A 21,053-nucleotide genomic window follows, 5' to 3' on the forward strand; every position below is an offset into this window, starting at 1 on the left:
TGATAGCAGAGTCGAGGTCTATCACAACCTCACGAGCCAATGGCGGACGCCTGCGCGAAAGTAAAAAATATTCTTGAGGATAATATTCAAGACAATAAAAAAGGCTACAAACCCTGCGGTTTATAGCCTTTTAAGGTTTTTTAATAAACCTTAGCGCATAGTAACAAACTCTTCGGCGGCCGTCGGGTGGATAGCGACCGTGTTGTCGAAATCTTTCTTGGTTGCGCCCATCTTCACGGCGACCGCGAACCCTTGCAGGATTTCATCCATACCAAAGCCGATACCATGAATACCGACAATCTTCTCTTCCGGCCCTGCGCACACCAGTTTCATCCGGCATGGCTGGCGGTGCTGAGTGACGGCGCTGTACATTGCGGTGAAGGACGATTTGTACACTTTCACTTGGTCGTCGCCAAACTTCTCACGCGCTTGCGGCTCAGTCAGGCCAATAGTCCCGATTGGCGGGTGGCTGAACACCACGGTCGGAATATTGCTGTAATCCAGATGCTCGTCCGGCTTGTTATTGAACAGGCGCTCGGACAAACGGCGACCCGCAGCAACCGCCACCGGGGTTAGCTCAACGGCACCGGTATTATCGCCGACGGCGTAGATGCCTTTAACGTTAGTATTCTGGAACTTATCAACCTCGATATAGCCTTTTTCATTGGTTTTAACACCGCTGGCGGCCAGATTCAGGTTATCTGTTGCCGGTTCACGGCCAATGGCCCAAATCAGATGGTCGACAGTCACTTCAGTGCCGTTTTCCAGTTGCAGTGTCAGGCTGCCATCTGCATTTTTAATTACAGCTTTCGGTACTGCTTCAGTATGCAGCTTCGGCCCTTCGGTGTTCATCACTTCCAGCAGGGTTTCAACAATCAACGGATCAAAAGTACGCAGTGGCGCGTGCTTGCGCACAAATAAATGCGTTTCTGTGCCTAAGCCATTGAGAACGCCCGCGATTTCGACCGCGATATAACCGGCACCCACCACAGCAACCCGTTTTGGCATCTCGTCTAATTCGAAGAAACCATCGGAATCGATACCATACTCAGCCCCTGGAATATCCGGGTGACTTGGGCGGCCGCCGGTGGCGATCAGAATGTGATCGGCAGTAATCTTCTCACCGTTAACTTCCACGGTATGCGCATCAACAAAACGCGCAAAACCATGAATAACATCAACTTTATTATTACTTAAACCACGGTCATAAGACTGATGGATACGATCGATGTAAGCAGTACGATTGGCAATCAGCGTTTTCCAATCGAAATGATTCACGGTGGTGTCGAATCCGTAATCTGGGCCATACAATTTAATTGCTTCTGCAATTTGGGCTGCATGCCACATCACTTTCTTCGGCACACAACCGACGTTTACACAGGTGCCACCGAGCTGTTTAGCTTCAATTAGCGCGCATTTTTTGCCATACATGGCTGCCCGGTTGATAGACGCGATCCCGCCACTGCCACCGCCAATTGCCAGATAGTCGTAATGTTTGGTCATCAGGATTTCCCATGAGAGTCGTTTAAAAAATTGCCTTACAGTTTAGCGTTTGAAAGTGTTTTGTGCATCAATGGCTCTGATAGGCTATTCGTTCAGAAAAAAATTATTCCGGCACGACCCATTTCACCAGCGTATGGCCATGGCCAGACGGCACCAATATTTTGTGCAGCCACGGCAGTAGCGTATTCATTTGCTGTTCCAGCTTCCATGGCGGGTTAATCACAATCATGCCAGAGGCGGTCATGCCGTGTTGATCACTGTCTGGGCGGACGGCCAATTCAATTTGCAGAATACGGCGGATGCCCGTGGCTTCCAGATCCCGCAATAACCGTTTGACTTGCTGGCGTAAAACCACCGGATACCATAACGCATAGGTGCCCGTTGCGAAGCGTTTATAACCCTCCTGAATACCTTTCACCACATCCTGATAATCAGTTTTCATTTCATACGGTGGATCGATAAGAATCAAACCACGGCGTGATTGCGGCGGCAACTGTGATTTAAGTTGCTGATAACCATCAGCTCGCTGGACTTTAGCGCGCTCATCTTTGGCAAATTCATTGCGCAACAGCGGGTAATCACTCGGGTGCAGCTCAGTCAGATGGATTTTGTCATATTCACGCAGTAAATGGCGGGCAATCAACGGTGAGCCGGGGTAATAACGCAATTTCTCACCACGGTTAAAGTAATTGATTGCACTCATATAAGGTGCTAAATCAGCGGGTAAGTCATCGCGTTGCCACAGTTGGCCGATACCCTCCAGGTATTCACCGGTGCGTTCAGCATGCTCGCCGCTTAATTGATAGCGGCCAGCACCGGCGTGGGTATCCAGGTAAAGGAACGGTTTTTCTTTTTCTTTCAAAGACTCAATAATCAGACTTTGAACAGTATGTTTAAGAACGTCGGCATGGTTGCCAGCGTGAAAACTATGGCGGTAACTGAGCATTTTATTTTAACCAATTGATATTTAGCACATTGCGGCAGTGTTTCTTACGGCCTTTCTCGGTGGATGCGACAAAGCATCGCCGTCAGAAACCGCAGCCAACACATTATGGCAACTAGTATAAACTGTCTGGTGGATAAAAAGTGAAAAGCATTAATTTGTGGTGACGACCGCCCTCGACACAATGGATATAATCATGGCAGTTAAGCCGCCAGCCATTGATTTTCATGCTGGCAGACCTCATGTTATTTGTTCATCCATAGATTCATACATAATTTATTATTCGTCGCTGGACTGCTTCTGGCGCTGATATTCAAAAAAATAATCAGGACAACCCTATGACAAATCCGCTGTTGACCCCGTTCTCCCTGCCGCCATTTTCTGCTATTCGCCCTGAAGATATCGTGCCGGCGGTGAAATCCGCTCTGGATGAATGCCGTCAAGCGGTGGAGCGGGTCGTCGCCCAGCCAGGCCCTTTTACCTGGGAAAATCTGTGCCAGCCATTGGCGGAGTCCGATGACCGCTTATCGCGCATTTGGTCGCCCGTTGGGCATTTAAATTCAGTTAAAAACAGCCCGGAATTGCGCGCGGCTTATGAACAAAGCTTGCCGCTGCTGTCGGAATACGGCACTTGGGTCGGGCAGCACAAAGGTTTGTATCAGGCCTATGTCAGCTTGAAAGAAGGGCCGGGGTTTGCTGCTTTAAGTGCGCCACAGCGCAAAGCGGTAGAAAACGCGCTGCGTGATTTCCAGTTATCTGGCATTGGTCTGGAACCAGAACAACAAAAACGTTATGGCGAAATCGTGGCCCGCTTGTCTGAGTTGGGCTCGACTTACAGCAATAACGTGCTCGATGCCACCATGGGCTGGAGCAAATTGATTACTGATGTCGAGCAACTGAAAGGCTTGCCGGAAAGTGCATTGGCCGCCGCTAAAGCCATGGCCGAAGCCAAAGAGCAGGATGGCTGGTTACTGACGCTAGATATGCCGAGCTACTTGCCGGTGCTGACTTACGCCGACAATGCTGAACTGCGCGAAGAAATGTACCGCGCCTTTGCCACCCGTGCTTCTGATCAGGGGCCGAATGCGGGCAAATGGGATAACAGCGAAATCATGGCCGAAATTCTGACCTTGCGCCATGAATTAGCCCAATTGTTGGGCTTTAGCAGCTATGCGGATAAATCGCTGGCAACCAAAATGGCCGAAAATCCACAGCAAGTGCTGGGTTTCTTAAATGATTTGGCAAAACGCGCGCGCCCACAAGCAGAAGAAGAACTGGCGCAGTTACGTGCTTTTGCTGAAAAACATTACGGTGTCAGTGAGTTAGCCGCCTGGGATATCACTTATTATTCCGAAAAACAAAAACAGCATTTGTTCTCCATCAGTGACGAGCAATTGCGGCCTTACTTCCCAGAACAGCGCGTGGTTGAAGGGCTATTTGAGGTGGTGAAACGTATTTACGGCATTACCGCCAAAGAGCGTCATGATGTCGACACTTGGCATCCAGATGTGCGTTTCTTCGAACTTTATGATGCCAGCGGTGAACTGCGCGGTAGCTTCTATCTGGACTTATATGCCCGTGAACACAAGCGCGGCGGGGCCTGGATGGATGATTGTGTCGGCAGCCTGCGGTTGGCAAATGGCCAATTACAAAAGCCGGTCGCTTATCTGACCTGTAACTTTAATGGGCCAGTCGGCGGCAAACCGGCGCTGTTTACTCATAATGAAGTGACCACCTTGTTCCATGAGTTCGGCCATGGTTTACATCATATGCTGACCAAGATTGATACAGCGGGTGTTTCCGGCATCAATGGTGTGCCGTGGGATGCGGTCGAACTGCCAAGCCAGTTTATGGAAAACTGGTGCTGGGAGCCGGAGGCGCTGGCGTTTATTTCCGGTCATTACGAAACTCATGAGCCATTGCCACAAGAGATGCTGGATAAACTGCTGGCGGCGAAAAACTATCAGGCGGCGCTGTTTATCCTGCGCCAACTGGAGTTCGGCTTGTTTGATTTCCGCATGCATTATGAGTTTGATCCGCTGACCGGCGCGCAGATTTTGCCTGTTCTGTATGAAGTGAAAAAACAGGTGGCGGTGGTGCCATCGCCAACTTGGGGCCGCTTCCCACATGCCTTTAGCCATATCTTTGCCGGTGGCTATGCTGCGGGTTATTACAGCTACTTGTGGGCGGAAGTGCTCTCGGCAGATGCTTTCTCGCGCTTTGAAGAAGAAGGGATTTTCAATGCGGCAACTGGGCAGTCATTCCTCGACAATATTCTGTCCCGTGGCGGTTCCGAAGAGCCAATGACCCTGTTCAAGCGCTTCCGTGGCCGTGAGCCGCAGTTGGATGCTATGCTGCGCCATTACGGTATTAAGGGCTAGAATGTGTCACAGGTAAGTATTTGTTTATTGTCTGAAACAGGCGCCGAACCCGGCGCTTTGTCTATTCTGGCGGAACGCTGGGGTTTGGTGTCTGACGAACAGTCCATTATGGCGCTGGTGCTAACCCCTGAGCGCCTTGAGCTGCGCAAGCGCGATGAGCCGAAACTCGGCGGAATTTATGTTGATTTCGTCGACGGCACACTCGCCCATCGCCGTAAATTTGGTGGCGGGCGCGGTGAGGCGGTTGCCAAAGCGGTTGGTATCAAAAAAGGGTATCTTCCGCGCGTGGTGGATGCCACCGCCGGCCTTGGGCGGGATGCTTTTGTATTGGCGGCACTGGGCTGCCATGTGCAAATGTTGGAACGCAATCCGGTGGTCGCCGCCTTGCTGGATGATGGTTTGCGCCGTGGTTATCAGGATGCCGAGATTGGCCCGTGGTTACGCGAGCGGCTAACATTGTTGCATGCGTCCAGTTTAACCGCGTTGGCGGATATTGAACCTCGGCCCGAAGTGGTTTATCTCGATCCAATGTATCCGCACCGGCAAAAAAGTGCGTTAGTTAAAAAGGAAATGCGGGTGTTCCAATCGCTAGTGGGCGCTGACGAAGATGCCGATGGGCTATTGGCACCGGCGCGGGCATTGGCGACCAAACGCGTGGTGGTTAAGCGCCCGGATTATGCAGAACCTCTGGCGGGGATTGCTGCGCAGGGCGCAGTGACCACTAAAAGCCACCGTTTCGATTTATATACCCATCTTCCTTGACGGCGCAGTGGTGTTAGCGGCACTCACTTACCCGAATCACTGACTTGTGTCAGCTCATCGGGATGCGTTTGTTTGCTGCCTTACTGCAACGCCAATGACTTTTGGTAATACCGATCTTCCTTGACGCCGCAGTGGTGTTAGCGGCACTCACTTACCCGAATCACTGACTTACCCGAGTCACTGACTTGATGCTGGGTACGCCAGTGTTAAAAAAGCGGCGGCAAACTATTGCTGTCGCTTTTGATTTTAAACATTCATTATTAGGCAGTGAGCAGCGGGCTGATGATAAAGTTATTTAATGTAAGTTGATGCTTGCCGGTGAGCTTGATCATCATGTCGGCTTCATGCACCTTATTATCAAAATCAACCATTAAATAAGTTATGTCCCTGACTTCATCATATTTCTGCATTATTTCTGTCTGACCACTAAAATTGAATTTGTCGACTAGAGCAATATCTTCATTACCATATATAAGTGGAGATAAATCTATTTTATCGTCACCTGCGTTAAAATCATGAATAGTGTCAGCAGAGGTTGTTAAAGAATCTTTAACATGGTGGTAGATAAAAGTATTATTTCCCTTACCTCCCCAAAGATGATCGGCCCCGTTACCACCTGATAAACTATCATCGCCATCCCCACCCGCCAGGACATTAATTTCCTTATTACCCCATAATTGATCATTACCACTACCGCCAATAGCATTTTCTATCACCACGCCATAGGCAATGGAGATGTTGCCTTTTAGTCCCCCGATATGAGAGAAGCTGCCTGCGGCAAGGTTAATGACCTGATCTTGGGTTTGATGAGAAAAATCAAGGGTATCAATACCACCAGCATCCCATATACAAAGTATTGGTGTATGGTGGGAATAGGTATAAATATTATTCCCGGTTCGGGTGTTCATATTGGGGCCATAAAGATATTGGAGCGCGGCGATATCGTACATTTGTGGTGTGGATGCGTTATACCCAGCATAGTTTCCACCTGAGTTCCACTCCGAGGTATAGCTCATGACACTCTCTTGCTGTGTTAGCCCAACAGTATCATGAGTGTGTTTTAGACCAACAGCATGCAAGATTTCATGGACAATAACGCGACCACCATGGTTTGACTGGGTGGGGGTAAGATTCTCGGGGGTATCAGCATTAATACACACCGGGCTAAGATTTCCTCCACTAGGGCTATAGGCATAACCTGCGACACGGGTAGGTTTTTCAGGATGAACATTGACAATGGGGATATTCGCGTTAGTGTCGTTAACCTCAATAAATTTTATATTTGCCACATCTGAGATACTTTGCATCGCTATTCTTGTTTGAGATATTTGCAATTGATTAAAAGCAGAAGTCGGGTTGTCACTCTTAAGTCTATAATAATGATACTCTTGAGAAATATTCTGATTAAATGAAAAACTCACTATGGTAACGTTATCGCCATTTTTAACTTCCCATTTTTCATTGTAAGTTATTGTTGCGGGATTTATATTTCTTGGGCTTTGGTTTAAGATGTTTTTTATTTCTTCCATGAATATCTCACTTCATAATTGTTGATTAATATATGATTTCATATTTATTGATATGATGAGATATTACTGATTTTTTATATATTTTAAATGGGCGAAATCTTAAATATAAATTTCAAAATGTATTTATTAACTAATATAAATACGATTATTGAATATAATTTATAGAAACATCCCATATCCTTATCAATATTTATCTCAAAGAATATGGGCGTTTTATTATTTACAGCACACCTTGGGCCAGCATTGCATCTGCCACTTTGACAAAGGCGGCGATATTAGCGCCATGAACATAGTGAGTTTGCTTACCTTCTCCACCATATTCGACACAAGATTGGTGAATATCCAGCATGATGTGGTGCAAACGGACGTCAACTTTCTCTGACTTCCAACTCAGGCGAGCCGCATTCTGTGCCATTTCCAGACCTGAGGTCGCAACGCCACCGGCATTGGCTGCTTTACCCGGCGCAAACAGAACGCCAGCATCAAGGAAAGCATCAGTTGCCTGAATGGTGGTCGGCATATTAGCGCCTTCAGCAACGGCTTTTACCCCATTGGCAATCAACTGACGGGCGGCAGGTAAATCCAGCTCGTTCTGTGTTGCACAAGGTAAGGCGATATCAACCGGGACACTCCACGGCTGTTGGCCCGCTAAATAGACCAGATTACGTTCACGGGCATAATCTTCGATGCTGCCGTAACGCTTGTTTTTAATCTCAGCCAAATGGGCCAATTTCTCCGGCGTAAAGCCTTCTTCATCAACCACAGTGCCACAGGAGTCAGAGGCGGTAATGACTCGAGCGCCCAGTTCCATAGCTTTTTCAATAGTGTATTGAGCCACGTTACCTGCGCCAGAAACAGAGACTCTTCTACCTTCAAAACCTAAACCGTGGCGCTTGAGCATGGCGTCGGTGAAATAAACTAAGCCGTAACCCGTGGCTTCCGGGCGAATAAGGCTGCCGCCGAAAGAAAGCCCTTTGCCGGTGAAAACACAGGCGGTGTTATTGGACAGTTTCTTCATCATGCCGGACATAAAGGCAACTTCGCGGCCGCCAACACCAATGTCACCCGCAGGAACATCAGTATCCGGGCCGAGATGACGATAAAGCTCGGTCATCAATGCCTGACAAAAACGCATAACTTCCGCCTGACTTTTCCCTTTCGGATTAAAATCAGAACCGCCTTTACCGCCACCCATTGGCAGTGTTGTTAGGGCATTTTTAAAGGTCTGTTCAAAACCCAGAAACTTAAGAATGGATAAGTTTACTGACGGGTGGAAGCGCATCCCGCCCTTATAAGGGCCAATCGCTGAGCTAAACTGAACACGCCATGCGCGGTTAACCTGAACTTTACCTTGGTCGTCAGTCCAGGCAACACGGAACTGAATGACTCGCTCTGGCTCGACTAAACGTTCCAATAAGCCTTGTTCACGGTAGTGAGGATTTTGCTCCAGAAAGGGCCAAAGTGAGGTGAAAACTTCACGTACAGCTTGGAGATATTCTGGTTGGTTGGCATCACGTTGTTGTAAAGATTCTAAAAATGACTCCAGAGAGTTTAAACAATTCATCACTAATAATTCCTTGTACCCATTGAGACTCTCCTAACAGATTTTTTGCGGTCTATTATTATTATCCAAAATAGTGAGGAGACGATGTTGTGCATCTTCGACTATATCACTGGTTTATATTCATGCCGCAAGGGATTTTGACAAAAACTTAGTAGGGTTATTAATGTGTGGAGATATAGGGTGGGTATGGGATTCAGCATAAAAAACGCCCGCTAAAGGCGGGCGTCAAAGGTGATTGATGCTAAGCTAATGAGACTCAGCAGCTTAATCGTCTTCACCATTCTCATCATCGCGCAGTGGTACGATGAGCATATCGACATGAACGGTATTGATCAACTGGCGTGCTGAAGACATCAACTTGCTCCAGAAATCCTGATGATGGCCGCATAATACCAAGTCCATATCGTATTTCTTAATGGCATCAACCAAGACCTGACCCAAATCACCACTGCCACTCAGTGTTTGTTCAATGGGATAACCGGCATTTTGAGAAAGTTCGGTCAATGCATTGTGTGTTTCTTCAGAAATGCGTTTCTGCATATCGCCAAGATTAACGTCGATCAGGCCGGTATAAAGGTCTGAATAGTTAACATCAACATGGATCAGGGAAACTTTGGCATTGTACGGCTTGGCCATAGAGACCGCTTTTTCCACCAACACCTTACTTTCCGGAGATAGGTCAACCGCAATCAGAATGTGTTTGTAAGCCATAAGTAAACTCCTTCCATAATGTTAATTAATGGGTAAGCAAACATTCAACCGTTGAACGGGTGCTAACGCGATATCGACATAGTACCATTATGACCCCTAACTGAAGTGTTTCACGGATCACAACACACTGTTTTGATGATGATCACTAAAATTAGCGTATGTCTTTTTACACCAATGTCCCATCAATCTCTACCGCGCATTGCCCTAATATAAGGTCATATTGATTGAATTTAAAGCAGTTCATTACCCTAAGTATAGCGCGGATTAGACATTGTGATTGACGTAATTCCATATTTTCTGCGCAAACATAACCTATAAGAAATGGCGATTGAATTAATGTAATTTAGTTAAGAAAGTTTAATATTTAGCCAGCTTTAGGAGGGGATAACAGCATTTTCGTACCAGAAAAGTTTGTTATAAGTTAATACTAATCGATACTTAATAAACGCCAAAATAGGCTTAATTTAGAGATTATCAGGCTATTTTTCATTTCATTTCCTACACTCATAAAGGGAGTCCAACACGTTCGGATAGTGTGTCGAGGGAATAATGCATCGAGCCACAATCAGAAAGCGAACGATAGGGGGTGGCTTTTGAAGCCCTGGGGGTGTTTGTATCAGCTAGAGTGAGCGATGGCGCACAGGCTCAGGGGAACTGACCTAATGCGGGTAATATCGCTGGGAGGATGATTATGATCAGTACCGTCGCGCTTTTTTGGGCTTTGTGTGTGGTATGTGTGATTAATATGGCGCGTTATTATTCATCATTGCGTGCTTTATTAGTGGTATTACGGGGTTGCGACCCGTTGTTGTATCAGTATGTTGATGGCGGTGGATTTTTTACCTCCCACGGTCAGCCGAGTAAGCAGATTAGATTAGTCGGCTATATCTTCGCTCAACGTTATCTGGACCATCACGATCCGGAGTTTATTCGTCGTTGTGATAGGTTGCGTGGGCAATTTATCCTGACCAGCGCATTATGTGGTTTGGTCGTGGTCAGTCTAGTGGGCTTAATGTTGTGGTATTAGTATGAAATTTTGGCATAAAAATAAGTAAAAAGGCGACCTGAAAAGGCCGCCTTTTACTTTACCCAAATTCGAGTATAACTGTTTCGCTGGATTTAGATAAACTTCAACGCTATCCAGTACAAGCCACCGGAAAGAAGAATAGAGATTGGCAAGGTTAATACCCACGCCAACATAATGTTCTTCACCGTCTTACTCTGCACACCACCACCATCCACTAACATGGTGCCGGCAACAGCTGAAGAGAGCACTTGAGTTGTCGATACTGGCATACCGGTATAACTTGCAATACCGATGGAGACCGCTGCAGTCATCTGGGCAGAAACCCCTTGTGCGTAGGTCATGCCTTTCTTACCGATTTTTTCACCGATAGTCACTGCCACACGTCTCCAGCCAACCATGGTACCCAAAGACAGGGCCAGAGCGACGGCAACGATAATCCAGGTGGGTGCATATTCCACAGTTTCTAACAAATCTGTACGCAGATTATTGAGGAAACGGCGGTCTTCAGCACTGGTTTCTGGCAGTTTGGCAACAGTTCCTGCGGTTTCTGCAACACACATCAACAAGCGACGCATCTGGCCACGTTGGTCGACCGTTAGGTCGCTATAGCTTTGCAAATTGGCCAGCAGTGTTTGTGCGCGGTCAATCGCTATCATGGCGCGTGAGTTGTCACAATGGAACTGCGCTGGTGTACCCGGCAATGTATCTGGCTCAGGCACCAAGGGTTTCAGTGCGACGGCATGCGGCAATACCTCAACATGTTGCTGATAATATTGTTGCAGGTTAGTCACTGCATCGCGGGTGCGGGCAATGTCATAACCGGTTGCATTCATATTCACAATAAAGCCTGCCGGAGCCACGCCAATTAATACCAGCATGATCAAGCCGATCCCTTTCTGACCATCGTTAGCGCCGTGAGAGAAACTCACGCCAATAGCCGATATAATCAGTGCTGTACGGGTCCAGAATGGCGGTTTACGTTTACCGTCTTTCTTTTCACGTTCCGCAGGTGTCAAGTGAATACGTTGCTGCTTTTTGGTTCCGTTCCAGTAACGACGTAACAGGAACACCATCAAACCGGCAATAACCAAACCCACAATCGGGGATAAGATTAATGACAGGAAGATTTGAATCATCTTAGGAACATTCAGCGCATCAACAACAGATGTGCTGGTCATTAATGCATTGGTTAAACCAATACCGATGATTGCACCAATCAGCGTGTGCGAACTGGAGGCGGGGATACCGAAATACCACGTGCCCAAATTCCAGATGATCGCCGCCAACAGCATAGAGAAGACCATCGCCAACCCATGTGCTGAACTGACATTTAACAGCAGATCAGTAGGCAATAAGTGAACAATGGCATAAGCCACGCTCAAACCGCCCAGCATCACGCCGAGGAAGTTAAATACCCCTGCCATCACGACAGCCACCTGTGAACGCATGGCGCGGGTATAAATTACGGTTGCAACCGCATTGGCTGTGTCATGAAAACCATTGATGGCTTCGTAAAACAGCACAAACAACAAAGCAAGAACTAACATTAGGCCGGTATGGAAATCCAGGCCAGCGAAAAGATGCAGCATAAGCGTTACGCCAGTTTGTGGACATGAACGCGGCGCATTATCAGTGACAATGGGGGTGGGGAAAAGGAAAATATGACCTTTTTTTGACATGACCGCATATGAATTCGTCTTTTTGAGCAACATATGCATGTTATATCAGCAGGTTACTTAGTTTTACCGTATGAGACATTTTCTTACTATAGCTTCCTGTCAGCGGGCGACTTACAATCTCCCGCCGCTAATTTATCAGTTGAATGAATAAACAGTATGCGTATTGGCGATAAAGCGAACAATTTTGCAGTGATGATGATTTTACTCAGTGAGGCCCAGTGTGGAACAGTTTGATGTGGTAGTGATAGGCGCAGGTGCTGCGGGCTTATTTTGTGCGGCTCAGGCCGGGCAAGCTGGGTGCCGGGTATTGTTGGTTGATAATGGTAAAAAAGCAGGGCGCAAGATACTGATGTCCGGCGGTGGCCGTTGTAATTTTACCAATATGTTTGTCGAACCCGCAGCCTATCTCTCACAAAACCCTCATTTTTGTAAATCTGCTTTGGCGCGCTACACCCAATGGGATTTCATTGATTTGATGAATCGCTACAATATTGCCTGGCATGAGAAAACACTGGGGCAACTGTTTTGTGATGATTCTGCTCAACAAGTGGTCGAGCTTTTGCTGAAAGAGTGCGAATTGGGGCAAGTTACGATTCGACTACGCAGCGATATTCTGTCAGTTGAAAAAAACGATGCCGGTTTCTTATTGCAGATTAATGATGTGAAAGTGAGCGCTCACTCACTGGTGGTGGCTTCAGGTGGGCTGTCTATGCCGGGATTAGGAGCCTCTCCATTTGGCTATAAACTGGCAGAACAGTTTGGCTTGAAAGTTTTGCCGATGCGCGCGGCTTTGGTCCCATTCACTTTGCATAAGCCTTTGTTGGAGCACTTGCAAACACTTTCCGGTGTTTCAGTACCGGCGGTAGTGACGGCAGAGAATGGTGTCAGTTTCCGTGAGAGCATTTTATTTACCCATCGTGGCCTTTCTGGCCCGGCCATTTTACAACTTTCAAGCTATTGGCAAGCTGGCGAGTATGTGAGCATTAACTTACTTCCTGACACTGACTTAGATACTTTCCTCAATAATGAGCGGCAAGCACACCCCAATCAGACCTTAAAAAATACATTAGCTCAGTTGCTCCCTAAGCGGTTAGTAGAATGTCTCCAGACCTTGGATCAGCTGCCGGATGTCACCTTGAAACAATTAAATGCGCCGCAGCAGGCCGCGTTAGTGGCCAATTTGCAACAATGGCGCGTGCAGCCTAATGGAACGGAAGGTTATCGTACTGCTGAAGTTACAATTGGCGGTGTAGATACTCAAGAACTCTCCTCCAAGACGATGGAGGCCCATAAAGTACCGGGGCTATACTTTATTGGCGAGGTTGTTGATGTCACCGGCTGGTTAGGGGGCTATAACTTCCAATGGGCCTGGAGCTCAGCTTGGGCCTGTGCGCAGGCATTGGCGGCTTGTGCAGCAAAAATAAAGTTTGTACACTAAAAATTAAGTTCGTACATTGCCATAAATAAAGTTTGTACATTGTTCTATACTTCACTCAGTAGCCAACGCTGGGAGTGAGCATCTTGAGCAAAAAAAGGCAGCTAGAAACGCAGGCTGATTTTCAGCGAGCTCTTAAAAATCGCTATGGCTTGGGTGAAGGGAACAGTTACAAACCTTGGCTTCGAGTTCAGGATGTATCCTCTTACGGTAACAGTGCCAAGATTCGAGGTATCAAGACGAATAGAGAACATCACACACTTTCCGAGCATGAAACCTGTTTTTTCTACATCGCCGAATTCTGTGATTCGGTCATTGATATTAGAGAACAATTCCCCCTCCTTCCGATAGGCCTCTCGCTAAAAATCGCTAAAACACTTGGTATTGAGCATCCTAAAATACCAAATACCTCAAGTTATAACGTTATGTCGACGGATTTTGTACTTACGATCCAACGTGATGGGCTCATATCTTATGATGCTGTATCTGTTAAGCCAATAAATAAATTATCCGATAAGCGCACTGCGGAAAAGCTCGAGATAGAACGATTATGGTGGCAGCTACAGGGAATCCCATTCCATTTGTTTGTTGCTACAGAGCAAAACCGTACACAATCTCAAAATATCGAATGGGCAACATGGCCATTGCGGCATGGCGTTCTATTAGCTGATTCCTTACTTGATGAAGCTGTATTATTAATGGCAAAAGGGAAATGGTTGACTGAAGAGCTTTGTCGCCAGTTCATACAAAAATTGGGGGCCGGTCGTGAAGAGGCTTTAATGATCTTGCGCATTTTAATTGGAACTAAGCGAATTGTTGTCGACTTAAATAAGATGGTTGTTGACTCAGGAATAATTGATATTAAAGATATAAAACTTTCATCATTGGAGATACGTTATGTTAGTTAGCCGGAATAGCGTTTGGGAAATAGAAGGCCTAGATGGTTTATTACCGGGTAGATATCGCGTATTGGAGTGTTATTCAGAACAAGACAGCATCATCGTTTTCCCTTTAATTAATACAAAAGAGTTACAAAAACCTATTTTAATTATCTTTTCATTTTTTCTAGAATCAATAAAGAATAATTACTGTGTTGAAAGCTATTTTCCTTTGCCTTTTTATCAATTAGTCTCCGATCAAGATATTCCTGATAGTTATCGTAAGAAACGTGACCAACGTTATGAGCTAGTGAGCGGATTATTATCTAGTCCTAATTTTCTTTGGGAGTTTAGTCTATTTGAGCGTTCTAAATTGGTGAGTACTTATGCAAAGAAAAAAGGTACTTATGTTCAGAATATTTATAGGATTCTGAATCAATACTGGCGATTTGGCCAAGATAGAAATGCTTTAATTCCTGCCTACAAAAATAGTGGTGGTGTTGGTCAAAGTAGAGTTGCTGGTGAAAAAAAAAGAGGATTCCCCGGTCGAATTTACCAAGGCTGCTTTAATGTACCTATTGGTATCAATACGACAGAATGGGATAAAAATATATTTATAAAAGGCATGAAAAAATTTGGTCTAAAAGGCCGCCATGTTCCATTGAAGCGTGTGTATGACCAGATTCTCGTAGAATTTTACCGCGAGGAAATTTGCAATGCGGAGGTAGAAAAACGACCTGCAAGACTTCCTTCGTATTCAATGTTTTGTTATTGGATAAAGAAGCTAATTCCTGAAAACCAAATCATTAGAAAACAAAATAATACAGGATACTTCGAGCGTAATAAGCGTAGTCTTATAGGGGCAGCAACGGACCATACTCTCGTACCCGGGAGTTGTTTTGAGCTAGATGCTACCGTTTTGGATGTACATATTGTTTCTGATTTTAACCGAAATCATGTGCTAGGTAGACCAACTCTTTATTGTGTTATTGATAAAGAAAGCAGAATGATAACGGGATTACATGTTTCAATGGAGTACGCATCATGGCGTGCTGGTCGCCAAGCATTGGTTAACACTTTCACATCGAAGAAAAAATATTGTGCAAGGTTTGGTATTGATATAAAAGAGGAGGATTGGCCTTGCCATCATATTCCTCAACGACTTCTTTGTGACAGGGGGGAATTTATTTGCAATAAGCCCGAAGAGCTTGCAGTTCCCTTGATCGGACATTTAAGTATTGCACCACCATATAGAGCAGATTTAAAAGGGATAGTTGAACGGCGGTTTCGTATATTAAATGAAGAATTAATTCATGAGCTGAAAGGTACGACTAGAGGACGACATTATATTAGGGGAGATAAGGATCCGAGGCAAGAGGCTATCTATACGCTTAATGAAGTGACTCAGTTATTAATTGATCAAGTTCTTGAACATAATTGCTCAATCCTGAGTCGATTAGCATCACAAACGCGACTACTTATGGAAGCTGATCTTCCCCCAACTCCGTTCAACTATTGGAATATTCATATTGATAAACATAGGCATGCATTGACAGTAGCCAATGAGGATGAAATACGTGCAAAGCTTCTTCCTATTGCGAAAGTCTCTATGACGCGATTAGGAATTCGGCTCAATGATGATATGTATTATGAGTGTGAAAGAGATGAATTTGATGGGTGGAAAGTTATCGCTAGATCATCCGGTCGATGGGGGCTTGAGGCACGCATTGATCAGGATAACTCTTCCTTTATCTATGTTCGACTTCAGCCAAACGAGGGATTTACGCGATGTGCACTTATGAGGTGCTCTAACAATCTAAAAGACCAACATATAGCTGATATATCTTATTTTAAAGATTGGAAGATGCTGGCGAATAAAAATTTCCTACCGACATCAGAATCATTGGAGCGATATGATAGAAGAAAGAAAATTGAGAAAAATGCATTAAATGAGATGTCGATTTTGCCAAAAATATCGCGCAAATCAGAGCGTATTCTTAACATGACGGAACGGCGAAACGAGGTCATTAAGACAGAAAGATCATTAGGAGGAGTTGAGCAAATACCATTTAAAAAAGGATTGATATTAGCTACTTCTGATAATAATAAAGAGAGTAATATTCTTGAAGCCGTGCCTGAAAATATAATATCGCTGATACAGCGGCAGCGAGATAAACGAAAATGAAATGCGAGCCGGCTGTTTATACAATAGCGCTCTTACCTGAACATAGGGGAAATCCACTTATTGAGGCTTTAGGTTTTAAGAAGACTGATGAAGAGCTATGGGATGGGATGGCTTATTACCCTACATGCTCATATGAAGAGCGAAAGCTCAATGCATTAGTTCGCGTAGATTACCTTTCCCGGTTAGATAACTTTCGACAAACACTTCCTGATTACATCAAATGTTTTAGGGCTATCGAAAGTGCTCTTAAGTCAGGATATTCGGCAAAAAACCCACTATCGCCCACCACAATGAATTATCTCCATTATCCCGTAGATGGGCGTCCAAATATCGAACCTAAAACCGGCTTCTTTAAGCCAAAGGGTTGTGGAGTAACATTGATCGGCGAAAGTGGTGTGGGGAAAACAACGTTACTGGAGCAGGTTCTTGGACAATTCCCTGATGTTATTATTCATTCTAATTACCAACATCAACCTTTATCTCTATTACAGGTTATTTGGCTAAAAGCAGATTGCCCATATGACTGTAGCGTACGTGAACTCTGTGAGAGTATCCTAACCATGCTGGATGAAAAACTCGGTCTAGAACCAACAATGCCGGGTCGAACCATCCCAATGTTATTCCGGCAGATTGAGGCTAAGATTAAATCTAGTTTTCTTGGCATATTGGTCATAGATGAAATGCAGAATATGACAGCACGAAAAACACGAGGTGAAGATAGATTGCTTAGGTTTATCCATAATTTAGTTAATAATTTAGGTGTGCCAGTATTATTTTGTGGTAATCCACCTTTTGATGATTTATTAAGCAAAACACTAAGAACTGCGAGGAGAGCTGAGAATGGAGGTTATTTTAAAATGCAGTTGCTTGATAATGATGAAATGTGGACGCTATTTGTAGAAGAATTATGGCAGTTACAATGGACAAACGTTGTAACACCCGTAACCAATCAATTGAGCAGTACTCTGTATGAGTTATCAGCGGGTAATATCGACTTAGCTGTAAGAATCTACAAAGAAGCACAGCGCTATATTATTGGTAGCAATGATGAAAGAATTACATCAGCATTACTTGAACATGCGGCCACAATAGCCAGTCAAGCATCTGCTCCCTCGATGTTTTTAATCCGAAGGGCTAAGCTTAGGTCTACTCAGCGCAAGAAAACTATCATAGAAAATCCGACAGAATCGATCTTATCGCCAGAATTAAGTAAAACATCAAAAACGGTACCTGGTGATATCAGTCGTCCGCAGCACCCCGAATTTTCTGAAGGTTTATTGGCGCTAATCGAAACGCAGGATCTTTCCCATAGGATTGTTGAACCAGACGTATTTCAAAGAGCTGCAGGTGAGGAAAATCCACTGAAATTACTTCAGCAAGCCGGGATATATTGTGAGGATCCGCTAGATACGTTTATGTAAAATTGGGGGAATATGAAATGTGTTTACCTGATTGTTTGCCCGATGAGTTACTGCTAAGCCGCTTGATTCGTCATGTAATGGTTTCTGGTGATAATATTCCTGCATTTACAAGAAAAACCTTTGGGTCTGAACGTTCGTCTATCCACCCTTTTCTCACTGCAGGGCTGGAGAACATGGCGAATGTGTTTGGCGAAAATCCTGAAACAATCCTCTGGGAACAAACATTAGCACCGTTATTTATGTTTTTTGAGCCCGAACATGCCAAGAAACTGTGGGAATTGATGTTAGCTAATGAAGGGGCAAAAGCATTGAGGGAAAGTCAGCTCCCTTCTTTTGGGAAGGGGTCAACATTGCATCTCAAATGGTGTTCGCTTTGTGCTAAGGAAGATTTATACCGACAAGGGGTATCTTATTGGCACCGCATACATCAGATCCCCGGAATAACGGCATGCTTTATGCACGAGGTATTATTGCAAGAGGTCACCCTTGAATGTCGTCAAAGAATTTTGTTAGATCTTTTACCGTCCCCCGATTCCCCCAGCCCTAAGGTTAGTTCCGTAGAATACAAGGTAGCCATATTCAGTGCTGAATTAGTGGAAAAGCTCACCTGTAAACATCTTGGCTATAATGTATCAAAAGCATACAGATCGAAACTGGTCAAATTGAACTTGATTACAGAAAATAACTCAGTACGTCGAAAAGAGCTGATGAGAGAATTTATTACTTATTGTGAACATTATCGTTGTGTAATAAATGCTCCGTTACCAAAAAATAGTGAGGATTATCGTTACTTAACACAGTTATTAACTCAAGGAGCTAGTTATCACCCTTTTAGGCATTTACTATTTTCAAGCTGGCTATTTGAATCATTCAGTGAATTTATTAGTGCTTCAAATAATGGCATCACTAATGCTATTCCACGTCACCTTTTCCGAAATGAATCAGATGAAGCTAAATGTATAGTTTTGCTTAAGGATGGTCTGCCACTAGAGGAAATATATCGACTGACAGGAAAAAGTCGTTGTTATTTAAAACGGCTAGCAAAGATGAATGATATTTTCATTTGTTTGAAACCACGCATTTTGACATATGGTATTCAGCAACGTATTTGTCAATTAGCTTTAGCTGGATTTCATCGTAAGCGTATCGCCTTAATGCTCGGAATTAGCATTGGATCTGTTGAACAGGTCATTTCAAGTACGCCGGGGCTGGTCAAATGGCGTAAAAAGTGCCATATGGACTCAATGCGGCGGCGTTCTCGCTATATACTTGTAACGTATTTAGATTCTCATCCTACAGCAATACGTAAAGAGATAAAGCAAGCTTGTAATGCAGCATATTTTTGGCTATATCACAATGACAATGAGTGGATGAATAACATATTACCATTAGCCGTTAAATCTATGGGGCGGATAAGAACGCAGTGACGACTTATTGATGGATCTAGAGGTGATAATATTGTATTTTATAAAAGATGAGTCTATACAAAGTTTTATATTTAGGGTTTTCATTCTCAATGGTGTTAGCGAATTTAATTCTATTATTTCCATTGATGGCTATTGGCTTGTTAAACCCAATGTTACTAAAGATTTTTCATCGCTATTTACTCGTTTTGATGATGGTCATTTATGGATGTTGATGCAAAACTCGGGTGTTGGTAGCCGAGCCTTAGGAGTCTGTGATAATCCAGCATATTTTATTGATGAGATGCGTAGCGTTTTTTATGGTATCCGAGAGAATAACAAACCAAATTGTCATATACCTATTGCTTATTGTAAACGCTGTATATCTGAATCAATAAAAGAAAATGGATTTGGATATTTAAAATATAATTGGCTATATGATAATATATGTGCTGCGCATGATACCCCACTAACTTATTTATCTGCTAGACGTCGCTCCCAAAGTTTAAAAGCCCTTTTAAAAGTGTATAGAGGTGAAAAAAACACGTTAGAGTCTTATTCTAGGCAATATCTTAAAAATAGGCATCTTATTTTTAATGGTAAAAATGAGATGGAAATAATTCTCTCCGGAATAAATGAAAAAATAAGTCGGCCATACTATATAATGCCTTGTCTAATGTATTTGTTCAATAAGATATTTTCTCATTGTAAGTATGAAGACGAAAGACATAAAAACTCCATAAGTTATGGATGTTACCATGAATTAATAAAAGATATTGATCATAATGCTTTCTTAAATAACTTAGATGTTGCAATTAAAATTTTCATGATCGGGCAAGAGAAGTTAACAAATTTTTTATATTTATATAGTGAATCAGTAAATTTTAAATTTGGTTTTAATCAATGTTATTCATTTTCAGAAGTACTTCGTAAAAAGAAAGGAGCAAATTGTTCAAAATGTATTGGATATAACAGCCATAGCACATGCCCTAAAATGTTACTGATACAACGGTTTGATTTATCTGATAAATAGCTATCAAGTTAGATATAGAAGTTCTTTTACAGATAACAGATGGTAATTATATTTTTCTAAGCATGTATTTATCTGATTTTTTATTTTCCGCCATCCATGCTAGCCAACCTTGCCTATGTGCAGCTGCATCATATAGAGCATGATGCCAAGGCCGTTTATTATTATGATATTTACATACTGCGTTGTGATAAACAGTGGAGTCTATTAAACCTCTTAAATCAAGCCACATAGGACTTAAATTATTAGGGTGTCCAATGATATTAATAACAAATTTAATATCAATGATACTATCAGCGGCAAGTATTACTGCGCGCGGTAAGTTTGCAAACCAAGCCATCAACTCATTTTTAAAACATTCCTTGGATAAGAAGTGCTCAGAAGAGAAGTTAGGCAGGACATAGTTTAATGAAAAATCAGAAAGATATTTTCTATCAACACCATGAATTTGTTTGTAAAAGTGCTTCTCCCCATTTTCTGTTATCATCCCCAAACTAAGCAGCTTAGGATCTTCTTCATTGGAATATTCTGTATCTATAAATACTCTCATTTTACCCCTATCCTTTATAATATAAATTTATTATGGATCATAATGTGGCTTA

16 protein-coding genes are annotated in these 21,053 nt (G+C 43.8%); 9 read left to right on the forward strand and 7 right to left on the reverse strand.

Annotated features, from left to right (window positions below):
* Positions 1-150 precede the first annotated feature (150 nt).
* Positions 151-1,503, reverse strand: a complete 1,353-nt coding sequence (gene gorA / locus OP863_RS00525) for a glutathione-disulfide reductase (RefSeq protein ID WP_032819114.1) — start codon at positions 1,501-1,503, stop codon at positions 151-153.
* A gap of 103 nt (positions 1,504-1,606) precedes the next feature.
* Positions 1,607-2,449, reverse strand: coding sequence for a 23S rRNA (adenine(2030)-N(6))-methyltransferase RlmJ (locus OP863_RS00530; protein ID WP_038637426.1), 843 nt, complete (start codon positions 2,447-2,449; stop codon positions 1,607-1,609).
* 335 nt (positions 2,450-2,784) lie between these two features.
* Between OP863_RS00530 and prlC the strand changes: the two genes are divergently transcribed.
* Positions 2,785-4,827: an oligopeptidase A gene (gene prlC / locus OP863_RS00535; protein ID WP_145588621.1), complete on the forward strand. Its 2,043-nt coding sequence runs from the start codon at positions 2,785-2,787 to the stop codon at positions 4,825-4,827.
* Positions 4,828-4,830: 3 nt separating this feature from the next.
* A complete protein-coding gene (gene rsmJ, locus OP863_RS00540) occupies positions 4,831-5,589 on the forward strand; it encodes a 16S rRNA (guanine(1516)-N(2))-methyltransferase RsmJ (RefSeq protein WP_038637419.1) in 759 nt (252 codons plus the stop codon).
* A 260-nt stretch (positions 5,590-5,849) separates the two neighbouring features.
* On the opposite strand, the gene OP863_RS00545 is transcribed toward rsmJ, so the two are convergent.
* From OP863_RS00545 to uspA, 3 genes are all read right to left on the reverse strand, one after another.
* The gene (locus OP863_RS00545; protein WP_265525771.1) at positions 5,850-7,118 is read right to left on the reverse strand and encodes a M10 family metallopeptidase; all 1,269 of its coding nucleotides are present in this window, start codon (positions 7,116-7,118) and stop codon (positions 5,850-5,852) included.
* A 220-nt stretch (positions 7,119-7,338) separates the two neighbouring features.
* Complete coding sequence (gdhA, locus tag OP863_RS00550) at positions 7,339-8,682, reverse strand: NADP-specific glutamate dehydrogenase (RefSeq protein ID WP_050112098.1); 1,344 nt, start codon at positions 8,680-8,682, stop codon at positions 7,339-7,341.
* A 264-nt stretch (positions 8,683-8,946) separates the two neighbouring features.
* Positions 8,947-9,393: a universal stress protein UspA gene (gene uspA, locus OP863_RS00555; RefSeq protein ID WP_004874931.1), complete on the reverse strand. Its 447-nt coding sequence runs from the start codon at positions 9,391-9,393 to the stop codon at positions 8,947-8,949.
* 691 nt (positions 9,394-10,084) lie between these two features.
* Between uspA and uspB the strand changes: the two genes are divergently transcribed.
* Positions 10,085-10,420 carry a universal stress protein UspB gene (uspB, locus tag OP863_RS00560; protein WP_038639924.1) on the forward strand — a complete coding sequence of 112 codons (336 nt, stop codon included), beginning with the start codon at positions 10,085-10,087 and terminating at the stop codon, positions 10,418-10,420.
* A 92-nt stretch (positions 10,421-10,512) separates the two neighbouring features.
* Here uspB and pitA read toward each other — a convergent pair whose 3' ends face one another.
* The gene (gene pitA, locus OP863_RS00565) at positions 10,513-12,009 is read right to left on the reverse strand and encodes an inorganic phosphate transporter PitA (protein WP_038639922.1); all 1,497 of its coding nucleotides are present in this window, start codon (positions 12,007-12,009) and stop codon (positions 10,513-10,515) included.
* A 310-nt stretch (positions 12,010-12,319) separates the two neighbouring features.
* Between pitA and OP863_RS00570 the strand changes: the two genes are divergently transcribed.
* The 6 genes from OP863_RS00570 to OP863_RS00595 all read left to right on the forward strand — a co-directional run bounded on the left by OP863_RS00570 (position 12,320) and on the right by OP863_RS00595 (position 20,454).
* Positions 12,320-13,537 (forward strand): NAD(P)/FAD-dependent oxidoreductase, encoded by a 1,218-nt coding sequence (locus tag OP863_RS00570; RefSeq protein ID WP_265525772.1) that lies wholly within the window; start codon positions 12,320-12,322, stop codon positions 13,535-13,537.
* A gap of 74 nt (positions 13,538-13,611) precedes the next feature.
* On the forward strand, positions 13,612-14,442 hold the full coding sequence (locus OP863_RS00575) for a TnsA endonuclease N-terminal domain-containing protein (RefSeq protein WP_373973606.1): 831 nt from the start codon (positions 13,612-13,614) through the stop codon (positions 14,440-14,442).
* Complete coding sequence (locus OP863_RS00580) at positions 14,432-16,597, forward strand: transposase (RefSeq protein WP_265525773.1); 2,166 nt, start codon at positions 14,432-14,434, stop codon at positions 16,595-16,597. The genes OP863_RS00575 and OP863_RS00580 overlap by 11 nt, the downstream gene beginning before the upstream one ends.
* Entirely contained in the window at positions 16,594-18,018 is a 1,425-nt protein-coding gene (locus OP863_RS00585) for an ATP-binding protein (RefSeq protein WP_012414106.1), read from the forward strand. The genes OP863_RS00580 and OP863_RS00585 overlap by 4 nt, the downstream gene beginning before the upstream one ends.
* A gap of 17 nt (positions 18,019-18,035) precedes the next feature.
* A complete protein-coding gene (locus OP863_RS00590) occupies positions 18,036-19,445 on the forward strand; it encodes a TnsD family Tn7-like transposition protein (RefSeq protein ID WP_012414105.1) in 1,410 nt (469 codons plus the stop codon).
* 31 nt (positions 19,446-19,476) lie between these two features.
* A complete protein-coding gene (locus tag OP863_RS00595; RefSeq protein WP_123767307.1) occupies positions 19,477-20,454 on the forward strand; it encodes a hypothetical protein in 978 nt (325 codons plus the stop codon).
* 46 nt (positions 20,455-20,500) lie between these two features.
* Here the strand turns inward: OP863_RS00595 and OP863_RS00600 are convergent, their stop codons facing one another.
* On the reverse strand, positions 20,501-21,001 hold the full coding sequence (locus tag OP863_RS00600; protein ID WP_012414103.1) for a hypothetical protein: 501 nt from the start codon (positions 20,999-21,001) through the stop codon (positions 20,501-20,503).
* Positions 21,002-21,053 lie beyond the last annotated feature (52 nt).

Source organism: Yersinia sp. SCPM-O-B-9106 (C-191) (assembly GCF_026183365.1).
In the GTDB taxonomy this organism is placed as follows: Bacteria; Pseudomonadota; Gammaproteobacteria; order Enterobacterales; family Enterobacteriaceae; genus Yersinia; species Yersinia rochesterensis.